Below are 17,657 nucleotides of genomic sequence, written 5' to 3'. Positions count from 1 at the left end.
GTGTAAGTTTTTGGAAGGCAGAATAAGCCTATCGTATTGAGTTAGAATATTTAGTACACCTAAAGAAATATAATTAGACAATAAAAAATAAATGTTTATATTTTTTTCGAAAATGTATAGACATTTAAATCAAAATGATTATAATAATATTTGTAAGCGGTTTTAGTAAACGTTTTTAGAAAACGCTTAAGACAGCGCTTTAAATTATACTTGTAAGGGAGTTTGATCATAATGAAACGAATTTTATTAGCTTGTAGTGCTGGGATGTCAACTAGTCTTTTGGTGACAAAAATGGAGCAGCATGTTGCATCTATCAATGAGGAAGCAAAAATTTGGGCGGTTGGCCAAGATCAAGCTAAAAAAGAAATGGCCAATGCAGATGTCGTATTGATTGGACCACAAATGAGCTTCTTAAAAGGCGAACTACAAAAAGAAGCTGATAAATACGGAATTAAAGTCGATGTCATCGACATGATGGCTTACGGTTTAGCTGATGGTAAAAAAGCGTATGAACAAGCATTGAAATTAATGGGTGATAAATAATGGAAAACATTGATTTGGATACACTTACCGCAGAACAAACCAACTTTATGCTAATTCTTCACAGCGGAAATGCTAGAAGTAAAGTGATCCAGGCCCTTCGCGAATATCGTGAAGGCAACCAGCAAGAAGCTGAAAATCTTATTGTCCAAGCGGAAGAAGACTTAAAAGTTGCGCATGACATTCATTTTAAAATGATTCAGCAAGAAGCATCGGGTAACAAAGTGGAATTCGCGCTTTTATTGATGCATGCAGAAGACCATCTGATGTCCACCATCACAATGAAAGAACTTGTAAAAGAATTACTTGAAATCTTTAAAGCAAAAAATATCTAATTCGGGAGGAAATCCTATGTTTGAGGCGCTAAGTAAATACATGGTCCCAATTGCAGGGAAGTTAAATAACAATCGTTATTTATCCGTATTACGGGACGCATTTATGTTATCGTTTCCATTGACCATTTTCGGTTCGATCTTTGTTGTCTTAACCAACTTGCCGTTTTTAAGCAAAATCATGAGTGAAGGAGCCATCAAGACATTCCAAAGCAGCTTTGGAATTGCCTCCTCTGCGACCATGGGCATTATGTCGGTATTTGTTGTATTTGGTATCGGATATTATTTATCCAAAAGTTATGATGTAGAGGCCGTTTTCGGCGGAGCAATAGCACTTGTTTCTTTCCTTTTATTAACTCCGTTTGTTTACCAGCCTGAAAAGGGAGCAGCCATTGCCGGGGTTATTCCATTGGATCGCCTTGGTGCCAAAGGAATGTTCCTTGGAATGATTACAGCCTTCTTGGCTACAGAAATCTACCGGAGAGTTGTGCAGAAGAATATCACAATCAAAATGCCTCCAGGCGTTCCGCCGGCAGTTGCCAAATCGTTTGCAGCATTAATTCCGGCATTGATTACTCTGACTGTATTCTTACTGATTAATGTGTTCGTTACTCAAGTGTTTAACACAAACTTGCATGATGTTATTTACAAAGCCATTCAGGCTCCATTAACTGGATTGGGCAGTGGTATTATCCCAACCTTGATAGCGATCTTCTTTATCCAAATTCTATGGTTCTTCGGTTTGCATGGACAAATTATCATCAACTCCGTAATGGACCCAATTTGGAACACGCTAATGATTGAAAACTTAAATGCGTATACAGCAGGGCAGCCTGTACCGCATATCATTTCTAAACCATTCATGGAAATCTATACAGTAGGTATGGGCGGTACAGGAATGACGTTAGCAGTAGTTCTAACCATGCTGTTCTTTATGAAGAGTAAGCAAATGAAACAAGTGGGTAGACTTGCGATCGGACCTGGAATATTTAACGTAAACGAACCGGTCATCTTCGGTTTGCCAATCGTAATGAACCCAGTAATCATTGTTCCTTGGATTCTATCACCAATGGTTGTTACGTTAGTGTCTTACTTCGCGATGTCTTCCGGACTAGTACCACCGCCAACCGGTGTATCCGTACCATGGACGGTGCCAATCTTTATCAATGGTATGATGGCAACCAACTCACTAGCCGGTGGTATTCTACAGCTAGTGAATATCGCAATCGTGTTTGCCATCTGGTTCCCATTCTTAAAAGTTCTTGACCGCGTCAATGTCAAGAAAGAGAAAGACGAAAGTGAAGCAGCAGCTTAGGATCTCATTCTGAGTACCTGTTGAATGAATCAATAGAGTTATTTTTTAGAACTTAGCACAAGAAAGGGCAGGTGAATTAACGGGTACTGCAAAGGGATTTGCGACCGGAGTCCCTGCCCTTTTTTTCACGCATGAATATAAATAGGTAAAGGAGCTACAACAAATGGCAGCAACGAATGACATACAATACAAATTTCCGGAAGGCTTCTGGTGGGGTTCAGCCGCATCAGCGACACAAACCGAAGGGGCAGCAGACATCGACGGAAAAGGACAAAATATTTGGGATTATTGGTATGAAGTAGAACCAAACCGTTTCTTCAATGGAGTAGGTCCTGATAAAACATCTCAATTTTACTACAAGTATAAAGAAGATATTAAATTAATGAAGGAAATCGGCCATAACTCGTTCCGGATGTCAATTTCATGGTCTCGCTTAATACCAAATGGCAATGGCGAAGTCAATCCGAAAGCCGTTGAGTTTTATAATAACGTTATTAATGAATTGATTGACAATGGAATCGAACCATTTGTTGGATTGTTCCATTTTGATATGCCAATGGAAATGCAGAAAATTGGCGGCTGGGAAAGCAGAGAAGTGGTTGATGCCTATGAAGCATATGCAACAACTTGTTTCGAATTGTTCGGCGACAGAGTGAAAAAATGGTTCACGCATAATGAACCAATTGTACCGGTCGAAGGCGGATATTTGTACGACTTCCATTATCCAAATGTAGTAGACTTCGGAAAAGCCGTACAAGTTGCCTTCAATACCATTTTATCAAGCGCTAAAGCCATCAAGGCTTACAGAGAGTTAAACCAGGATGGAAAAATTGGGATCGTGTTAAACCTGACACCGTCTTACCCAAGAAGTAAAAATCCAGCTGACGTAAAAGCTTCTATTATTTGTGATGCTTTCTTCAATCGGTCATTCCTGGATCCTTCTGTAAAAGGGGAGTTCCCTGAGGAATTGGTTCAAATTTTAAAAGCAGAAGGGTTTATGCCGCAATACGAAGCTGAAGACCTTGAAGTGATTAAAAATAATACGATTGATCTTTTGGGTGTGAACTACTATCAACCAAGACGTGTGAAGGCTAAAGAAAATCTTCCAAATCCGGAAGCACCATTTATGCCAGAGCGTTATTTTGACTATTATGTGATGGCCGGGCGGAAGATGAACCCGCACCGCGGCTGGGAAATCTATGAAAAAGGCATCTATGATATTCTTATCAATTTAAAAGAAAATTACGGAAATATTGAATGCTATATTTCTGAAAACGGCATGGGTGTCGAAGGCGAAGAGAAGTTCCGTGATGAAAATGGAATCATTCAGGATGATTACCGGATTGAATTTATCGAGGAACACCTAAAATGGGTTCACAGAGCGATTCAAGAGGGTTCAAACGTGAAAGGGTATCATTTATGGACTTTTATGGATAACTGGTCTTGGACAAATGCCTATAAAAACCGCTATGGATTTGTTTCTGTCAACTTGGATAAAGACGGAGAGCGGACAATCAAAAAGAGTGGACAATGGTTCAAAACAGTGTCTGCCAATAACGGATTTTAAAGAGAGATGGCCGTTTTGGCCATCTTTTTTTAAATAATTTCGTTGAAAAATTAGAATATAATGAAGTTAGCAAATTATCTTGATTTTAATAGGGTGGTTCAGTCATGACGAAGTATGAAGCTATTTCTTCAGAAATCAGAAACAGAATACGAGACGGGGTTTATCCGATTGATCAGCCGATCCCGGATGAAATCTCACTATCGAAGGAATTTGGCTGCAGCCGAATGACAATGAAACGTGCTCTTGATATATTAGGAACCGAGGGGCTGCTGTACCGAAAACGCGGGCATGGCACCTTTATTGTTCAGTCTGCGATCCAAAATAATCGGGTGAATGTGGTAGGCACAGAATCGCTAGGATTAACCAGGCTGTTAAAAAATCATATTATTACTAGTCAAGTCATTTCGTTTGACATACAGTTCCCATCCGAAGAAGTGGCAGCACACCTCGCAATTGATATGAAATCACCAGTTTATTATCTAATCCGGTTGCGCATCGTGGATGGCGAACCGTATGTAATGGAAAAAACGTATATGCCAGCTCTGTTAATTCCTGGAATTGATGATGAGGTCCTAAATGGATCCATTTATCAGTACATTACCGAGAAACTAGGTTTGACACTTGCTGGCTCTCATCGGAAAATCAGGGCCTGCAAGTCGGATGAACTCGATCAGCAATATTTGGCGTGTTTGCCTGATGATCCGATTCTGGAAGTGGAGCATGTTGGATTTTTAAATAATGGGGTGCCGTTTGAATATTCGTTTTCTCGGCATCGATATGATAAATTTGAAGTGACAACCGTCAACATGATCCGAAACTAACCTACGGAGGGACAAAACATGTTAGGGGCTATTGAAGCAGGAGGAACAAAATTCGTTTGTGCTGTTGGTGATGAAACCGGAAATATTGTAGAACAAACACAATTTCCCACAACCGTACCAAACGAAACGATTCCCCAAGTGATGGAGTTTTTTAAAAAATATCAGCTAGACGCGATCGGGATTGGATCGTTTGGTCCCATTGATGTGAATAGAGACAGTCTCACATATGGGTACATTACCTCAACTCCTAAAACCGCTTGGAAAAACTACCCGTTTGTCCAGGCGCTGAAAGAAGCGTTTGACGTGCCAGTCGGCTTTAATACCGATGTTAATGCGGCAGCTCTAGGAGAGGCAGCATTGGGTGCGGCAAAAGGGTTGGACAGCTGTTTATACATTACGGTGGGAACCGGTATTGGTGCTGGGGCAGTGGTTCAAGGGAAATTACTTCAGGGACTTTCTCATCCAGAAATGGGGCATATCTTAGTACGGCGTCATCCTGATGACCAGTATCAAGGAAAATGCCCCTACCATCATGATTGCTTAGAAGGACTTGCAGCCGGACCAGCCATTGAAGAACGCTGGGGCGAAAAAGGAGTCAACCTAGCAGAACGTGCAGAGGTTTGGGATTTAGAAGGCTATTATCTGGCCCAAGCTCTTATGCAATATATGTTGATCCTGTCGCCAAAGAAAATTATCTTGGGCGGCGGAGTCATGCACCAAGAGCAAGTGTTTACTGCCATCCGCAAGTATTTGCCGGAACTTGTGAACGACTATATCGCGCTTCCTGAGCTGTCCGATTATATTGTCAGTCCGGGGTTAGGGGACAAGGCGGGGATTACAGGTTCGCTTCTTCTCGCCCATCAAGCACGGCAAGAGGAAATTAGATAAGCAGGAGGAATCAACAAGATGCAGCCATTATTTTTACAGCCTGTTTTTAAAGAAAGAATTTGGGGAGGCACGGCGTTAAAAACCCAATTCGGTTACGATATACCGAACGATAAAACCGGAGAATGCTGGGCCATTTCAGCCCACCCGAATGGACCATCCGTGATCGCAAACGGACCGTACGAGGGGATGACCTTGGACAAGCTATGGAAGGAACATCCGGAGCTGTTTGGGAATCCAGAAGAGGAAGTGTTCCCTTTATTGACCAAAATTTTAGATGCCAATATGGATTTGTCTGTCCAAGTCCATCCTGATGATGCCTATGCAAAGGTCAATGAAAATGGCGAGTTGGGAAAAACGGAATGCTGGTACATCATTGATTGTAAAGAAGATGCGGAAATGATTTTTGGTCATAATGCGAAAACCAAAGAAGAATTGGTCAAGCTGGTGGAAGATGGTGATTGGAACCAGTTGCTTCGCCGTGTGAAAATTAAGCCGGGTGACTTTTACTTTGTGCCAAGCGGCACGATTCATGCGCTCTGTGAAGGGACACTTGTTTTGGAAACCCAGCAGAGCTCGGATACAACGTACCGAGTTTATGATTATGACCGCAGGGACGACCAGGGCAATTTACGCGAATTGCATTTAGATAAAGCGATTGAGGTTACAACGGTCCCACATCGTGACAGTGAAACCAATCAACAAGTGGACCAAAAAGATCAGGCAGTCGTGACGACTTTCGTCCAATCTGACTTTTTCTCTGTCTACAAGTGGGACGTCAAGGGAACAGCCCGTTTCTCTGACCCAGAACACTACCTATTAGTAAGTGTAATTAATGGAGAAGGTACGCTGATCCAAGACGGCGTCGAGTATGCGCTGACTAAAGGGGCTCACTTGATTATTCCTGTTGGTGTGGAAGAGTTTACGATTCAGGGAGATTGCCAACTGATTGTCTCCCATCGATAATCGCAAATAGAAGAACAGGAGGGTGTAACAGCCTTCCTGTTTTTTAATAGTAAGGGGAGGATACGTTGAAAAAGAACGAAGTGTTATTATTTGTGGGGGACAGTCTGACGGATTGTGGGCGGAATGAGGATCCGGAAGGGCTTGGTTCTGGATATGTCCGCATCATCCGCGATTATTTATTGATCACAAATCCCGCCCAGGCTCCAACAGTGATGAATAAGGGGATCAGCGGCAACCATGTAACCGACCTGGTTTCAAGATGGGACCAGGATGTAATTTCGGAACATCCTAATTATGTTTCGATTCTAATAGGAATCAACGATGTCTGGAGGAGGCTTGACCATCCGAAGAAAGAGTTGGTGTTTCCTGACCAGTATGAAAAAATCCTTCAAGAGCTGCTGCTAGACTTAACTGCCAAAACAAGCGCCAAAGTGATTCTTATGGAGCCAACCATTCATGGCGAAGAGGCTGATTCCCTCGGAAACATCATGTTGAAGCCATATGTGGAGGCCGTTCACAGGCTCGCAAAAGAATATGATGCAATTCTGGTGCCTGTCCATGAGGCATTACTGGATTATTTGTCGCTTCCATCGGCAAAACAGCTGACGTTGGATGGAGTTCACATGAATTCAGCCGGGAACCTGCTGTTGGCCAAAACATGGGTGGAATCTTGTCTGCCACAGCTCTAATTATGTAACAAAGCGGATGGCACAATAGGGGACACCCGCTTTGTTTATCTAATTTTTCTATGTTAATAGACTGCTGAGAAGATGTAATAGCGATAAACGACCGTTCGCTCAGAAAAAGCGCAAGAACAGCAGCTAATACATCTTACAGAATCCCCATTATTAAAAGAAACACTCAATATCTACGAAAACAGCCGTTATTTAAGATTACGAACCTGTAAAAAGTGGAATAAGGCGCCGAGCAGATTGGCGTCGTTACGGAACTGGCACGCTTCGATGACCGGCCGGACTTTGGCCAACCCGACCGCGGCTAAGATTCGATCCAGTTTTTTATAAATCTGCTCAATTAAATCTTCGCGGACACTAATTGCCCCGCCAAGAATGATTTTTTCAGGATCATAGACATACTGGCTATTGTAAATTCCCTGTGCCAGATATAAGTAAAACTCGTCAATGACTTTAATGCAGTCAGGATCGCCTTGTTCGGCCAATGCAAAAATCTTTTGGCCGTCCAATTCGGAGCGATGGATTCCTTTTAGTGCCGCCACCCTTCTTACTAGTGCCCCTGTAGAACCTACTTCACTCCAGGTCTTAGTGGTGAGGCGGCCATCTTGTTCGTGAACGTTCATGACCATGTAGCCGATTTCGCCGCCATGAAGGTTGGCCCCTTTATGGATGGTCCGGTTTTTAACAATTGCTCCGCCGATCCCTGTCCCGATCACTACAAATAAGACATTTTGGTTATCCTTGGCCGCTCCTTTCCACACTTCTCCTAACGCCGCGCAATTGGCATCATTCTCAATTTCAACCGCAAGCCCTGTCGCTTCAGAAAAGATTTTTTTAAAGTTCGGGCCGTGAATATAAGGTAAAGCGCTGGCACCGCCAATAATACCTGTTTCACTATCGACGCCTCCGGGACAGCTAAACGCGATCCCTTTTATAGAAAAGGGCTGTTTATTTTCCAAAGTGACGGCCACAATCTCTGATTGGAATTTCTCAAAATCGTCCAACGGGGATGGAAAATCCCCTCTAGATACAAAATCCCCCGTCTCCGTAATCACTGCGTATTTCACTTTACTGCCGCCAACATCAAAGACCATATAGTTATTCATCTTGATTCAACTCCTAGAGAAACTGGATAAATAAATCGTATCAAGTAAGCGCTTTTTTTACAATCAATTGAAATATGTCTATACATTTTAAACAAAGAGTATAGACATATGTTATACTAATAAAGTAAGCGTTTTTATAATGCGAAGCTGTGTTAAAACCAGGTTGTTGATTTGCGCTCACAGCTACAGATAAAAATGGAGGAGAGTAGAACATGACCAATCATACTAATATCATTCCTGATGGATTCTTATGGGGTTCGGCTGTCACATCTTTTCAAACGGAGGGTGCATGGAACGAGGATGGCAAGGGGCTATCGATTGTTGACACGCGTCCGGTGAAAGAAGGGCAATCTGACTGGAAAACAGCGGTGGATTTTTATCACCGGTATAAGGAGGATGTCGCCCTGTTCAAGGAATTGGGCATGAATGCTTACCGCACCAGTATTTCTTGGTCGAGAATCTTCCCTGACGGTGAAGGCGAAGTAAACGAACAAGGACTTCAGTTTTATGACGACTTATTTGATGAGTTCCTTGCCAACGGCATCCAGCCGGTCATTACTCTTTATCACTTTGACATGCCGCTTGCATTAGCGGAAAAATACAATGGCTTTGCCTCTAGAAAAGTAGTCGATTTATTTGAACGTTATGCGAGAACCGTGTTTAAGCGCTTCGGCCATAAAGTGAAATACTGGCTAACCTTTAATGAGCAGAATTTAATTTTGACGAATCCACATCACTGGGGCTGTTCTCTAGATGGGGCTGAAAATGAGGAAGCACTAAGATACCAAGTAGCACACAATGCATTTGTTGCCCATGCCAAGGCAGTTAAAGCGCTTCATGAACTGGTTCCAGACGGCAAAATGGCAGGTATGGTGACCTATCAGGTTACCTACCCGAATACCAGCAAGCCCGAAGATGCGATTGCCAATATGAAAGCAAAAGAACTGTTGGTCGACTTTTATCTCGATGTTTTTGCCCGCGGCGAGTATCCAGTCTATGTGGCAAAAGATCTGGAGAGAAAAGGGATTATGCCTGTATTGGAAGACGGCGATGCTGAATTGCTGAAAAATAATACTGTGGATTATATCAGCATCAGCTATTACCAAAGTCAGACGGTTAGTGCGGAGAAAGTGGACAAGCAAGAGATCATCTCAGGCTTGGTACAAAATCCGCACTTGGAGGCAAATGAATGGGGCTGGGCCATTGACCCTATCGGCCTGCGGGTTTGTTTAAAAGACATGTATGCCCGTTATCAGCTGCCGATTTTTATCACGGAAAACGGAATTGGCGTCCGTGAAGAGTTAAATGAAAACAACACCGTCGAAGATGACTATCGGATTGACTACTTAAGGGATCATATCAAACAAATGAAGTTGGCAATGGAAGAGGGCGTTGAGGTCATCGGCTACTTAACATGGGGAGCAACCGATTTAATCAGCTCCGGCGGCCAATTTGAAAAACGTTACGGCTTCATCTTCGTCAACCGCGGAGAAACCGATTTACGGGATTTAAATAGATATAAGAAGAAAAGCTTTGACTGGTATAAACAAGTCATTAGTACAAATGGAGAAATCATAGACTAATTTAAATAGCTCCTATTGTAGAAGATCAGGGACAAGTTGGCCACTCTTCTACAAATAGGAGCTTTTTTAACATTTTTAGGCTGTTCGGTTCAGAGTTTTAAGGAGGAAGCTTAGGATAAATATAAGGACGATGGCGCCGATGAGGGCTGGCAGGATGTAGAAGCCGCCGACGACGGGACCCCAGCTTCCTAGGATGAGAGATCCCAGCCAAGCGCCGATAAATCCGGCAATAATATTTCCAATAATTCCTCCTGGTATATCATGTCCTAGAATTAGCCCGGCCAGCCAGCCAATCACGCCTCCGATTATTAATGACCAAATAAGACTCATGAAAAATCTCTCCTTTCTATTTTTCAATGGTGGATGGTGAATATATACCCGTATTTCCTTGACCTAAACCATTAAACTGGATACTTGTTTTGCATAAAGGAAATCTGAGGGTCAATGGCTTTTGACTTTAAAAAATGCTGGCAGATTTTTAATTCGTTGGTTAGCTTGTGAAATCGCTCATGATCCCGCTCATCCAGACAAAGGTCGATTTCTCGCTTTAATAAACTAACCTTGGTAATCACCTCAGCCTGGCTTCTTTGCTCCGAATAAATGTGTTTTCTCCTTATAATCGGTTCGTCTTTTTGATAATCCGAGGGTTTCCTTAAATATAACCCGCACTTGCACAAGTTTACTCCAACATCGACCGCATAAAATTCATGGTTGCCGCACTGGCGGCATCTCAGTTTCTTCATTATCTCTACCTCCCAATCTTAGGTATTGTGTATATACCCGCGTTCGCTTTGTTTGTAACCATAAAAAAATAGGTTTCATTTTGTGCAGCAGCGGTTATACACCAAATACAAGGTCAAGCAGACCTACTAACCCTTGAGGAGGAATGAAAATGGCTTATGTAAAAGTAGTAGAAAACGGCGTGGCTGCAAGAAAGGAAATCGAGCAATTTATCATCCAAGGGTACACAAAAGAGGAAATTTATTTATTGGCCCATGATGAAAAGCGCTCGGAGGACTTATCAGATTCTCTTGAGATAAACAATATCGGGGTGGCGGAGCAGGGTGTTCTGGACTCCCTCGCTAATGTGTTCCGCTCACGCGGGGAGGAACTTCGCTCGAAGTTACAATCACTAGGTATCCCTTCAGGAGAGGCCGAATTATATGAAGAACAGCTGGATCGTGGAAAAGTAGTAGTCGTAGCTGCAAAATCCGCTTAATAGAAAGACAAGGAGGAGACAAAGGATGAAAGTGTCTAATCAAAGTCTAGATCGTTTATTGGGTAATCGTAAAACCGTGCGGCACAACTTTAGCAGGGAATCTGAAATAGATCCTTACTTTGAAAATCCAATTATCCATCAACAGATACAGGGAGACAAGGTTTATGTGCCACTTAATTTAACACGAGTATGGAACGCTATATAAGAATAAACAGAATGAACTGCCTAAACCCGGATCTATGATTGTAACTGGGTTTAGGCAGTTAAACTGTGAACTCATATTTTTTAAAAATTCTAAATAAAAACAAAATGGTAACTTTTAGCATTTATTCCCGACAGTGTGATAGAATATTCACAGTGTTTCTAAAAGAGAGGGAATTATAATGGAAGATTTTGGCCAAATTGCGTTAGTTAGTATCCTGTCACATTTGATTTTTATTGGTATTTCCTGGTGGGCTTTGCAAGCCATTCGGTTGGACAAAGTGCTAAAACCAAACCATATCATGCAGGCTCGATTACTGTACATATTGTTGGCCATTGTGATCGGCTCCATTGTTAGTAACTTTTTCCTAGACTATCTACAATGGTCGCGGCAGCTGCCATTAATATTGGAGTAAATAGAATTGGAAAAAATTTAGGTCCTCGTACATGTTCCCATTTTAGAGGAAATTGAGTACAATCAAGTTTGTGTGGAAATTAACAAACGAACATGAGCTTGTTCATAACAAGTTTTTTATATTGCTCAAACGTAAACAAGGTTAGCGATTTCGGAGTTGTCAAAAAGTGACGACAATTCCCAAGTATGCTCCCTCTACCATTGGAAACAATGGTAGTAAGGGGGAGAAGAGACAATGAAAAAGAATCGTGAGACGTATTTATATTTGATGATCATGTTTAGTTTTTGTTTGGTTGTTATTGGGATGAAAACGGAGGCAGGCATCGGTCTGAAACCAGTTCTTGCAGAAAAAACCGACGGCGGCAGCCATTCTTTTTTTCAAAAACAAAAGGAAACTGGCGCTCCCATTCAGGACTTAGCAAAATTAACCGAAGGACTTAAAACCGAAAATATTTTGCTTCAGGAATGGACATATTATGCAAGAGAACAAGTAACAGACTTAAAAAGTGAACAAGAGGTAAGAGAATACGCAGAGCAACTGAAGAAAAAGTTTCCCGAATGGCAGTGGACGGAGAAAAACACCGCAGAATCATGGGAACTGACAGCAGTATCTCCAACATCGAACCACCACACTGAAATGCTTCAAATCATGGCAACCCACACAAAACAACCACTTACTGCGTATACTGTTTATCGAGTCAGTGGAAAACAGTGGAACGAGGCCTCTGAAGCCTTTTTCAAATCACCGGAATTTGAAAATAGGCATTCTGACATATTTCGAGAAAAACCTACAGTTTTTGCTTGTGTGAAAGGGCTTTACAGTGATACGATTGATAGGGCTTTACCAGAGACTGCTAAAAAACTGCTATCTGGGTTCAAAGCAACTGAAATCGAAGCGTTAAAAGAGGAGACGTTCATGTCAGTATCGGCCGCATCCCCTTTGTTTTTTGACTCAATAGATACGAAGAACGAAAACATGAACCTGCAAATTGGATTACGCTCCGAAGGATTGGGCGGAAAGACTACCGTTGTAGTTGGCACACCTATCATTACGATTGAATATTAATATAGAGAAAATGGACGCGGAGGGGAATACTCTTGGAAAAGATCATCGTCCGCGGCGGAAAAAGGCTTACGGGAACGGTTAAAGTAGAAGGCGCAAAAAATGCCGTCCTGCCTGTTATCGCTGCAACATTATTAGCAAGTGATGGAAAAAGTGTAATTTATGATGTACCTACACTCTCCGATGTATACACAATAAATGAAGTCTTACGTTATCTAAACGCAGACGTAGCTTTTAATCATAACACTGTTGTTGTTGATGCATCTAGAGTGTTACGTGATGAAGCGCCGTTCGAATATGTTCGAAAAATGCGCGCGTCAGTACTTGTAATGGGATCATTATTGGCTCGAAACGGGCGTGCCCGTGTTGCCTTACCAGGCGGCTGTGCCATTGGATCTCGACCGATCGACCAACATTTAAAAGGCTTTGAAGCCATGGGTGCAACGGTCAAGGTAGGCAATGGCTTTATTGAAGCGGAAGTAAATGGCCGCTTGCGTGGAGCAAAAATCTATCTGGACTTCCCAAGTGTTGGAGCAACGGAAAACATTATGATGGCCGCTTCTCTTGCAAAGGGAACCACCATCATAGAGAATGCTGCAAAAGAACCGGAAATTGTGGACTTGGCAAACTTCTTGAATAAAATGGGCGCCAAAGTGAAAGGTGCCGGCACTGGCACAATTCGCATTGAAGGCGTTGATGTATTATTTGGTGTGGAACACACGATTATTCCGGACCGGATTGAAGCAGGTACCTTCATGGTGGCTGCAGCGATTACCGGTGGAAATGTCCTTGTTCGCGGGGCAGTTCCGGAACATCTTTCTTCATTGATAGCGAAAATGGAGGAGATGGGTGTCACGATTATCGAGGAAGAAGATGGCGTTCGCGTCATTGGACCGGATCGCTTGAAAGCTGTTGATATCAAAACGATGCCGCATCCAGGCTTCCCAACCGATATGCAATCGCAGATGATGGCCTTATTGCTTCGGGCACAAGGCACCTCGATGATTACCGAAACGGTATTTGAAAATCGGTTCATGCACGTGGAAGAGTTCCGTCGCATGAATGCCGAGATTAAAATTGAAGGACGTTCGGTCATTCTAAATGGTCCTTCAAATCTACAGGGCGCTGAGGTTTCAGCTACGGATCTGCGCGCTGCGGCTGCCTTGATTTTAACTGGGCTAGTTGCTGAAGGTGTGACACGCGTTACTGAGCTCAAACACTTAGACCGCGGTTATGTGAATTTCCATGAAAAGCTAGCCGCTTTAGGTGCTGATATCGAGCGCGTGAATGAGCAAGATGAAGACCATTTCATCGATATGCCAAAATACGTATCAGACATGAACGCTTAATTTTAGTAATAGATATGAATACAACCAAAGCAACGGGGCCTGGTAAACGGGTCCTGTTTTTATTTGTTGTTTTTTCGTACATGTATGTGCGCTTTTCCCTATTTACTTTATTATTATGCTGATTTTCACTTAAATCTGACTTAAGTTCTCTATGAAATTTATGTAATAAATGCTTGTCCGCCTCCATATGTTTTAAAGAGACGTACAACCGGCCTGACGAAGGCTCGGATGTAAAATGACAAACTGGAGGCACATTCATGAAAAAATTCAATCCACTCATCGTAGCAGCTGCATTTCTTTTTGCCTTAACGTTGATTATCCCCGCCATCCTGGTGCTCCCGTTCTCTGACCACAAAGCGAGCGGAAAACTAGGCGAGAACCTGACGAAGGCCCCCGCCAATGTTTCCACCACTCCTTCCAAGGACGCAGCAGTAGAAGTGGCTGTGTTCCGCTCCGCTCAAAAATCAATTGAAAAAGTGGATATGGAGAATTACTTGGTTGGCGTTGTGGCAGCTGAAATGCCGGCAGACTTCAATGAAGAAGCACTCAAGGCCCAAGCACTGACAGCGAGAACTTACATAGTGAACCGGTTAATCAACAAGGACACGATGGGCGCCCCGGAAGGCTCTCAGGTGACCGATACGCAAATCCATCAAGTCTACATGAACGATGCTGAGCAGCGCGCGAAATGGGGAACCGATTATGATTGGAAGAAGAAAAAGATTATCGAAGCGGTACGATCGACAAGCGGACAAATTTTAACCTACGAAGGCAAACCGATTAACGCGTTGTTCTTTTCCACCAGCAATGGGTTTACCGAGAATTCCGAGGATTATTGGTCCGGCAGCTTTCCTTATCTAAAAAGTGTCGCAAGCCCGTGGGATAAAAATTCGCCAAAGTTCAATAACCAAAAAGTGTTGACGGTGAAGGAGTTTGAGTCACGGTTGGGTGTCAAAATTGGCTCAAGCAATAAGATTGGCGAGATTACGGAACGGACGGCAGGCAAACGGGTGGCCAAGGTGAATTTTAGTGGAAAAGTCTTAACAGGCAGAGATATCCGGGAAAAATTGGATCTGAAGTCATCTGACTTTTCGTGGCAGCGCAAGGGCGACAATATTGTGATTACCACCAAAGGCTTCGGACATGGGGTGGGCATGAGCCAGTACGGCGCCAACGGCATGGCTGAGGAAGGCAAATCCTATCAGGATATTGTGAAATACTATTATAAAGGCGTGGAGGTCACGGTAGCAGACAGTATGCTAGCCACGATCACAGCGCAAAAATAGATTGGTTGGATGAGAGAAGCCAGGCCCTAGTATGGGTCTGGCTTTTGTGTACTTCTGACCTATTGATTTGGCTGGGAGAAAGTTGAATAATTATAATATTATCATAATTGTAAACGTTTACCACAAAGAGGGGGATTCGATGAAAGAGGAGAGACCACTTCACACGCCACCAGTTGTAGTAAAAAGGACTTCGATTATTGGACCGGGCTTGATTGTTGCTGCGACAGGGGTAGGTGCAGGTGACTTAGTGGCCGCCCTAGTGGCAGGGACCAATTATGGGTTAGTGTTTCTTTGGGCGATTGTGATTGGGGCGATTTTAAAATTTGCCTTAAATGAAGGGGTAGGCCGCTGGCATTTAGCGAGCGGAAAGACCATATTAGAAGGCTGGCATTTGATGGGGAAATGGGCCACTGGCTATTTTGGGGTGTACTCGGTGATTTGGGGATTTGTTTATGGCGCAGCGGGAACAGCTTCTTGTGCGTTGGCCGCATCGGCCTTATTTCCCCAGTTGTCGTTGACGGCATGGGCAATTATCCATGGAATATTGGGCCTGGTATTGGTGTGGTCTGGGCAATATAAACGGTTTGAACATGTTATGAATGTGTTGATTGGGATAATGTTTATTACGGTGGTGGGTTCGGCTATCATAGTGTTGCCACAGCTGGGGGACGTGGTGGGGACGGCGGTGCCGACGCTGCCAAAAGGCTCATTGATTTATGCACTCGGGTTGATTGGCGGTGTGGGCGGCTCGTTGACGATGGCGTCTTATGGCTACTGGCTGGAGGAGAATAAGTGGAAGGGGCCGTCGTTTATTTCAGCGGTTCGCTACGATTCAGCGGTTGCCTATATTGTGACGGCTCTGTTTACGGTCTCGCTGCTGGTTTTGGGTGCGGGGTTGTTGTTTGGAACGGATGTGACGATTAGCGGGGAGAAGGGGTTAGTGGATTTTGCCGGTATTTTGGGGAATGAGCTGCATCCCGCGGTCCGGTATTTGTTTTTAGTAGGATTTTGGGCGGCTTCGTTTACGTCAGTGCTGGGTGTTTGGAATGGGGTTCCGTATTTGTTTGCGGATTTTATCCGGACGGTCCGGCATCAGGATATTCCGAATGAGCAATTGAGTCGTTCGAAGGCGTATCGGTTCTATGTATTGTGGCTGACGTTCCCGCCGATGTTGCTGCATATTATTGGTAAGCCGGTGGCGCTGATTATTGCCTACGGTGCATTAGGAGCCATCTTTATGCCGTTTCTGGCGATTACGTTGCTGTATCTGTTAAACAAGAAGAAATACGTTGGAACGGTCGACCGCCGGCAGTGGGTATCGAATCTCGGGCTCGGGGTCAGCATTCTGCTGTTTGTTGTTTTGGCGGTGAATGAATTGATGGGGCTGTTTTGATGGAGTGAAGCAGGGGTGAAACAGGGGGAGGGTTCTCCTGTCTCATTTTTTTATAGGGGGATTGTGGTGTGCCGGTAAATAGGGAGATCTGGTTGATAAGGGTCGGGATTTGCCGGTAAAAATGTGAACTTCGCCGGTAAACGGGTTCGAAGTGCCGGTAAATAAAAAAAGCTCGCTTAAAAGAACAAGTTAGGAAGAGAAATACCGTAGTACAGAACAGTTGCTAGTAAGAAAATGGAAAACAATGACCCAGCCAGGCTCTGGCCTGGCACTTTTTATATGAAGTGCCGGTAAAGTGGTGAGAGTGGTTGATAAGAGGTGGGAAAGTGCCGGTAAACTTGTGAACTTTGCCGGTAAACGGGTCCGAAGTGCCGGTAAATAAAAAAAGCTCGCTTAAAAGAACAAGTTAGGAAGAGAAATACGTTGTACAGAACGGCTGCAAGTAAGAAAATGGAGAACAATGACCCAGCCAGGCTCTGGCCTGGCCTTTTTTATATGAAGTGCCGGTAAAGTGGTAAGAGTGGTTGATAAGAGGTGGGAAAGTGCCAGTAAAAATGTGAACTTTGCCGGTAAAAGGGTTCGAAGTGCCGGTAAATAAAAAAGCTCGCTTAAAAGAACAAGTTAGGAAGAGAAATACCGTAGTACAGAACAGTTGCTAGTAAGAAAATGGAAAACAATGACCCAGCCAGGCTCTGGCCTGGCCTTTTTTATATGAAGTGCCGGTAAAGTGGTGAGAGTGGTTGATAATAGATAGGAAAGGGCAGGTAAAAATGTGAACTTTGCCGGTAAAAGGGTCCAGAGTACCGTTTGCACCCCATCGCCATCCTCAGCATCCTGAAAGAGTTCAAAAAAGTGTAACAAATCTAGCTGATTCCAAATAGGATTAGTAGAGCTTCAAGAAGAATATAGTAGAAAAAATGAAAG

18 protein-coding genes are annotated in these 17,657 nt (G+C 43.4%); 15 read left to right on the top strand and 3 right to left on the bottom strand.

Translation table 11 applies throughout. The annotated features are described in order from the left end of the window. Window positions 1-231: 231 nt before the first annotated feature. From BN2425_RS20400 to BN2425_RS20365, 8 genes are all read left to right on the top strand, one after another. Window positions 232-543 carry a PTS sugar transporter subunit IIB gene (locus BN2425_RS20400; RefSeq protein WP_042463462.1) on the top strand — a complete coding sequence of 104 codons (312 nt, stop codon included), beginning with the start codon at window positions 232-234 and terminating at the stop codon, window positions 541-543. Continuing rightward, window positions 543-875: a PTS lactose/cellobiose transporter subunit IIA gene (locus BN2425_RS20395; protein ID WP_042463460.1), complete on the top strand. Its 333-nt coding sequence runs from the start codon at window positions 543-545 to the stop codon at window positions 873-875. The genes BN2425_RS20400 and BN2425_RS20395 overlap by 1 nt, the downstream gene beginning before the upstream one ends. 16 nt (window positions 876-891) lie before the next feature. Then, entirely contained in the window at window positions 892-2,187 is a 1,296-nt protein-coding gene (gene celB, locus BN2425_RS20390; protein ID WP_042463458.1) for a PTS cellobiose transporter subunit IIC, read from the top strand. A 163-nt stretch (window positions 2,188-2,350) separates the two neighbouring features. Next, window positions 2,351-3,754 (top strand): glycoside hydrolase family 1 protein, encoded by a 1,404-nt coding sequence (locus BN2425_RS20385; protein ID WP_042463455.1) that lies wholly within the window; start codon window positions 2,351-2,353, stop codon window positions 3,752-3,754. 104 nt (window positions 3,755-3,858) lie between these two features. Continuing rightward, entirely contained in the window at window positions 3,859-4,575 is a 717-nt protein-coding gene (locus BN2425_RS20380; protein WP_042463452.1) for a GntR family transcriptional regulator, read from the top strand. A gap of 18 nt (window positions 4,576-4,593) precedes the next feature. After that, window positions 4,594-5,463, top strand: a complete 870-nt coding sequence (locus tag BN2425_RS20375; protein WP_042463450.1) for an ROK family protein — start codon at window positions 4,594-4,596, stop codon at window positions 5,461-5,463. Window positions 5,464-5,481: 18 nt separating this feature from the next. Further along, window positions 5,482-6,426 (top strand): mannose-6-phosphate isomerase, class I, encoded by a 945-nt coding sequence (gene manA, locus BN2425_RS20370; protein WP_042463447.1) that lies wholly within the window; start codon window positions 5,482-5,484, stop codon window positions 6,424-6,426. Window positions 6,427-6,491: 65 nt separating this feature from the next. Beyond that, complete coding sequence (locus BN2425_RS20365; RefSeq protein WP_042463444.1) at window positions 6,492-7,115, top strand: SGNH/GDSL hydrolase family protein; 624 nt, start codon at window positions 6,492-6,494, stop codon at window positions 7,113-7,115. 194 nt (window positions 7,116-7,309) lie between these two features. On the opposite strand, the gene BN2425_RS20360 is transcribed toward BN2425_RS20365, so the two are convergent. Continuing rightward, window positions 7,310-8,224, bottom strand: coding sequence for an ROK family protein (locus BN2425_RS20360; RefSeq protein ID WP_042463442.1), 915 nt, complete (start codon window positions 8,222-8,224; stop codon window positions 7,310-7,312). Window positions 8,225-8,436: 212 nt separating this feature from the next. Here BN2425_RS20360 and BN2425_RS20355 point away from each other — a divergent pair, with 212 nt between their 5' ends. Continuing rightward, window positions 8,437-9,807 (top strand): glycoside hydrolase family 1 protein, encoded by a 1,371-nt coding sequence (locus tag BN2425_RS20355; RefSeq protein ID WP_042463439.1) that lies wholly within the window; start codon window positions 8,437-8,439, stop codon window positions 9,805-9,807. A 75-nt stretch (window positions 9,808-9,882) separates the two neighbouring features. Here the strand turns inward: BN2425_RS20355 and BN2425_RS20350 are convergent, their stop codons facing one another. Together BN2425_RS20350 and BN2425_RS20345 are read right to left on the bottom strand one after the other, a co-directional pair. Further along, window positions 9,883-10,137 (bottom strand): GlsB/YeaQ/YmgE family stress response membrane protein, encoded by a 255-nt coding sequence (locus tag BN2425_RS20350; RefSeq protein ID WP_042463437.1) that lies wholly within the window; start codon window positions 10,135-10,137, stop codon window positions 9,883-9,885. Between the two features lie 71 nt (window positions 10,138-10,208). Beyond that, window positions 10,209-10,550 carry an IDEAL domain-containing protein gene (locus BN2425_RS20345; protein WP_042463435.1) on the bottom strand — a complete coding sequence of 114 codons (342 nt, stop codon included), beginning with the start codon at window positions 10,548-10,550 and terminating at the stop codon, window positions 10,209-10,211. A gap of 149 nt (window positions 10,551-10,699) precedes the next feature. On the opposite strand from BN2425_RS20345, the gene BN2425_RS20340 reads away from it, so the two are divergent. From BN2425_RS20340 to BN2425_RS20310, 6 genes are all read left to right on the top strand, one after another. Beyond that, window positions 10,700-11,026 carry a general stress protein gene (locus BN2425_RS20340; RefSeq protein WP_042463432.1) on the top strand — a complete coding sequence of 109 codons (327 nt, stop codon included), beginning with the start codon at window positions 10,700-10,702 and terminating at the stop codon, window positions 11,024-11,026. 380 nt (window positions 11,027-11,406) lie between these two features. Beyond that, window positions 11,407-11,643, top strand: a complete 237-nt coding sequence (locus BN2425_RS20330) for a DUF1146 family protein (RefSeq protein ID WP_042463426.1) — start codon at window positions 11,407-11,409, stop codon at window positions 11,641-11,643. A gap of 234 nt (window positions 11,644-11,877) precedes the next feature. Then, the gene (locus BN2425_RS20325; protein WP_042463423.1) at window positions 11,878-12,708 is read left to right on the top strand and encodes a YwmB family TATA-box binding protein; all 831 of its coding nucleotides are present in this window, start codon (window positions 11,878-11,880) and stop codon (window positions 12,706-12,708) included. A gap of 32 nt (window positions 12,709-12,740) precedes the next feature. Then, window positions 12,741-14,054: a UDP-N-acetylglucosamine 1-carboxyvinyltransferase gene (gene murA / locus BN2425_RS20320; RefSeq protein ID WP_042463420.1), complete on the top strand. Its 1,314-nt coding sequence runs from the start codon at window positions 12,741-12,743 to the stop codon at window positions 14,052-14,054. 257 nt (window positions 14,055-14,311) lie between these two features. Next, window positions 14,312-15,340, top strand: coding sequence for a stage II sporulation protein D (gene spoIID / locus BN2425_RS20315; protein WP_042463418.1), 1,029 nt, complete (start codon window positions 14,312-14,314; stop codon window positions 15,338-15,340). A 139-nt stretch (window positions 15,341-15,479) separates the two neighbouring features. Next, window positions 15,480-16,733, top strand: coding sequence for an Nramp family divalent metal transporter (locus BN2425_RS20310; protein ID WP_042463416.1), 1,254 nt, complete (start codon window positions 15,480-15,482; stop codon window positions 16,731-16,733). Window positions 16,734-17,657: the final 924 nt, after the last annotated feature.

Origin of the sequence: Neobacillus dielmonensis (assembly GCF_000612665.1) — a bacterium.
Classification (GTDB): domain Bacteria; phylum Bacillota; class Bacilli; order Bacillales; family Cytobacillaceae; genus Neobacillus; species Neobacillus dielmonensis.
The sequence above is the reverse complement of the archived record's forward strand: the minus strand, read 5'-3'. Positions and strand labels throughout refer to the sequence as shown.

What these genes read in the sequence shown, in the direction of transcription:
- BN2425_RS20395 (WP_042463460.1), top strand. Translation starts at nt 543, where the DNA reads ATGGAAAACATTGATTTGGATACACTTACCGCAGAACAAACCAACTTT.
- spoIID (WP_042463418.1), top strand. Translation starts at nt 14,312, where the DNA reads ATGAAAAAATTCAATCCACTCATCGTAGCAGCTGCATTTCTTTTTGCC.
- BN2425_RS20380 (WP_042463452.1), top strand. Translation starts at nt 3,859, where the DNA reads ATGACGAAGTATGAAGCTATTTCTTCAGAAATCAGAAACAGAATACGA.
- BN2425_RS20355 (WP_042463439.1), top strand. Translation starts at nt 8,437, where the DNA reads ATGACCAATCATACTAATATCATTCCTGATGGATTCTTATGGGGTTCG.
- BN2425_RS20345 (WP_042463435.1), bottom strand. Translation starts at nt 10,550, where the DNA reads ATGAAGAAACTGAGATGCCGCCAGTGCGGCAACCATGAATTTTATGCG.
- BN2425_RS20310 (WP_042463416.1), top strand. Translation starts at nt 15,480, where the DNA reads ATGAAAGAGGAGAGACCACTTCACACGCCACCAGTTGTAGTAAAAAGG.
- BN2425_RS20350 (WP_042463437.1), bottom strand. Translation starts at nt 10,137, where the DNA reads ATGAGTCTTATTTGGTCATTAATAATCGGAGGCGTGATTGGCTGGCTG.
- celB (WP_042463458.1), top strand. Translation starts at nt 892, where the DNA reads ATGTTTGAGGCGCTAAGTAAATACATGGTCCCAATTGCAGGGAAGTTA.
- BN2425_RS20360 (WP_042463442.1), bottom strand. Translation starts at nt 8,224, where the DNA reads ATGAATAACTATATGGTCTTTGATGTTGGCGGCAGTAAAGTGAAATAC.
- manA (WP_042463447.1), top strand. Translation starts at nt 5,482, where the DNA reads ATGCAGCCATTATTTTTACAGCCTGTTTTTAAAGAAAGAATTTGGGGA.
- BN2425_RS20340 (WP_042463432.1), top strand. Translation starts at nt 10,700, where the DNA reads ATGGCTTATGTAAAAGTAGTAGAAAACGGCGTGGCTGCAAGAAAGGAA.
- BN2425_RS20375 (WP_042463450.1), top strand. Translation starts at nt 4,594, where the DNA reads ATGTTAGGGGCTATTGAAGCAGGAGGAACAAAATTCGTTTGTGCTGTT.
- BN2425_RS20400 (WP_042463462.1), top strand. Translation starts at nt 232, where the DNA reads ATGAAACGAATTTTATTAGCTTGTAGTGCTGGGATGTCAACTAGTCTT.
- BN2425_RS20385 (WP_042463455.1), top strand. Translation starts at nt 2,351, where the DNA reads ATGGCAGCAACGAATGACATACAATACAAATTTCCGGAAGGCTTCTGG.
- BN2425_RS20325 (WP_042463423.1), top strand. Translation starts at nt 11,878, where the DNA reads ATGAAAAAGAATCGTGAGACGTATTTATATTTGATGATCATGTTTAGT.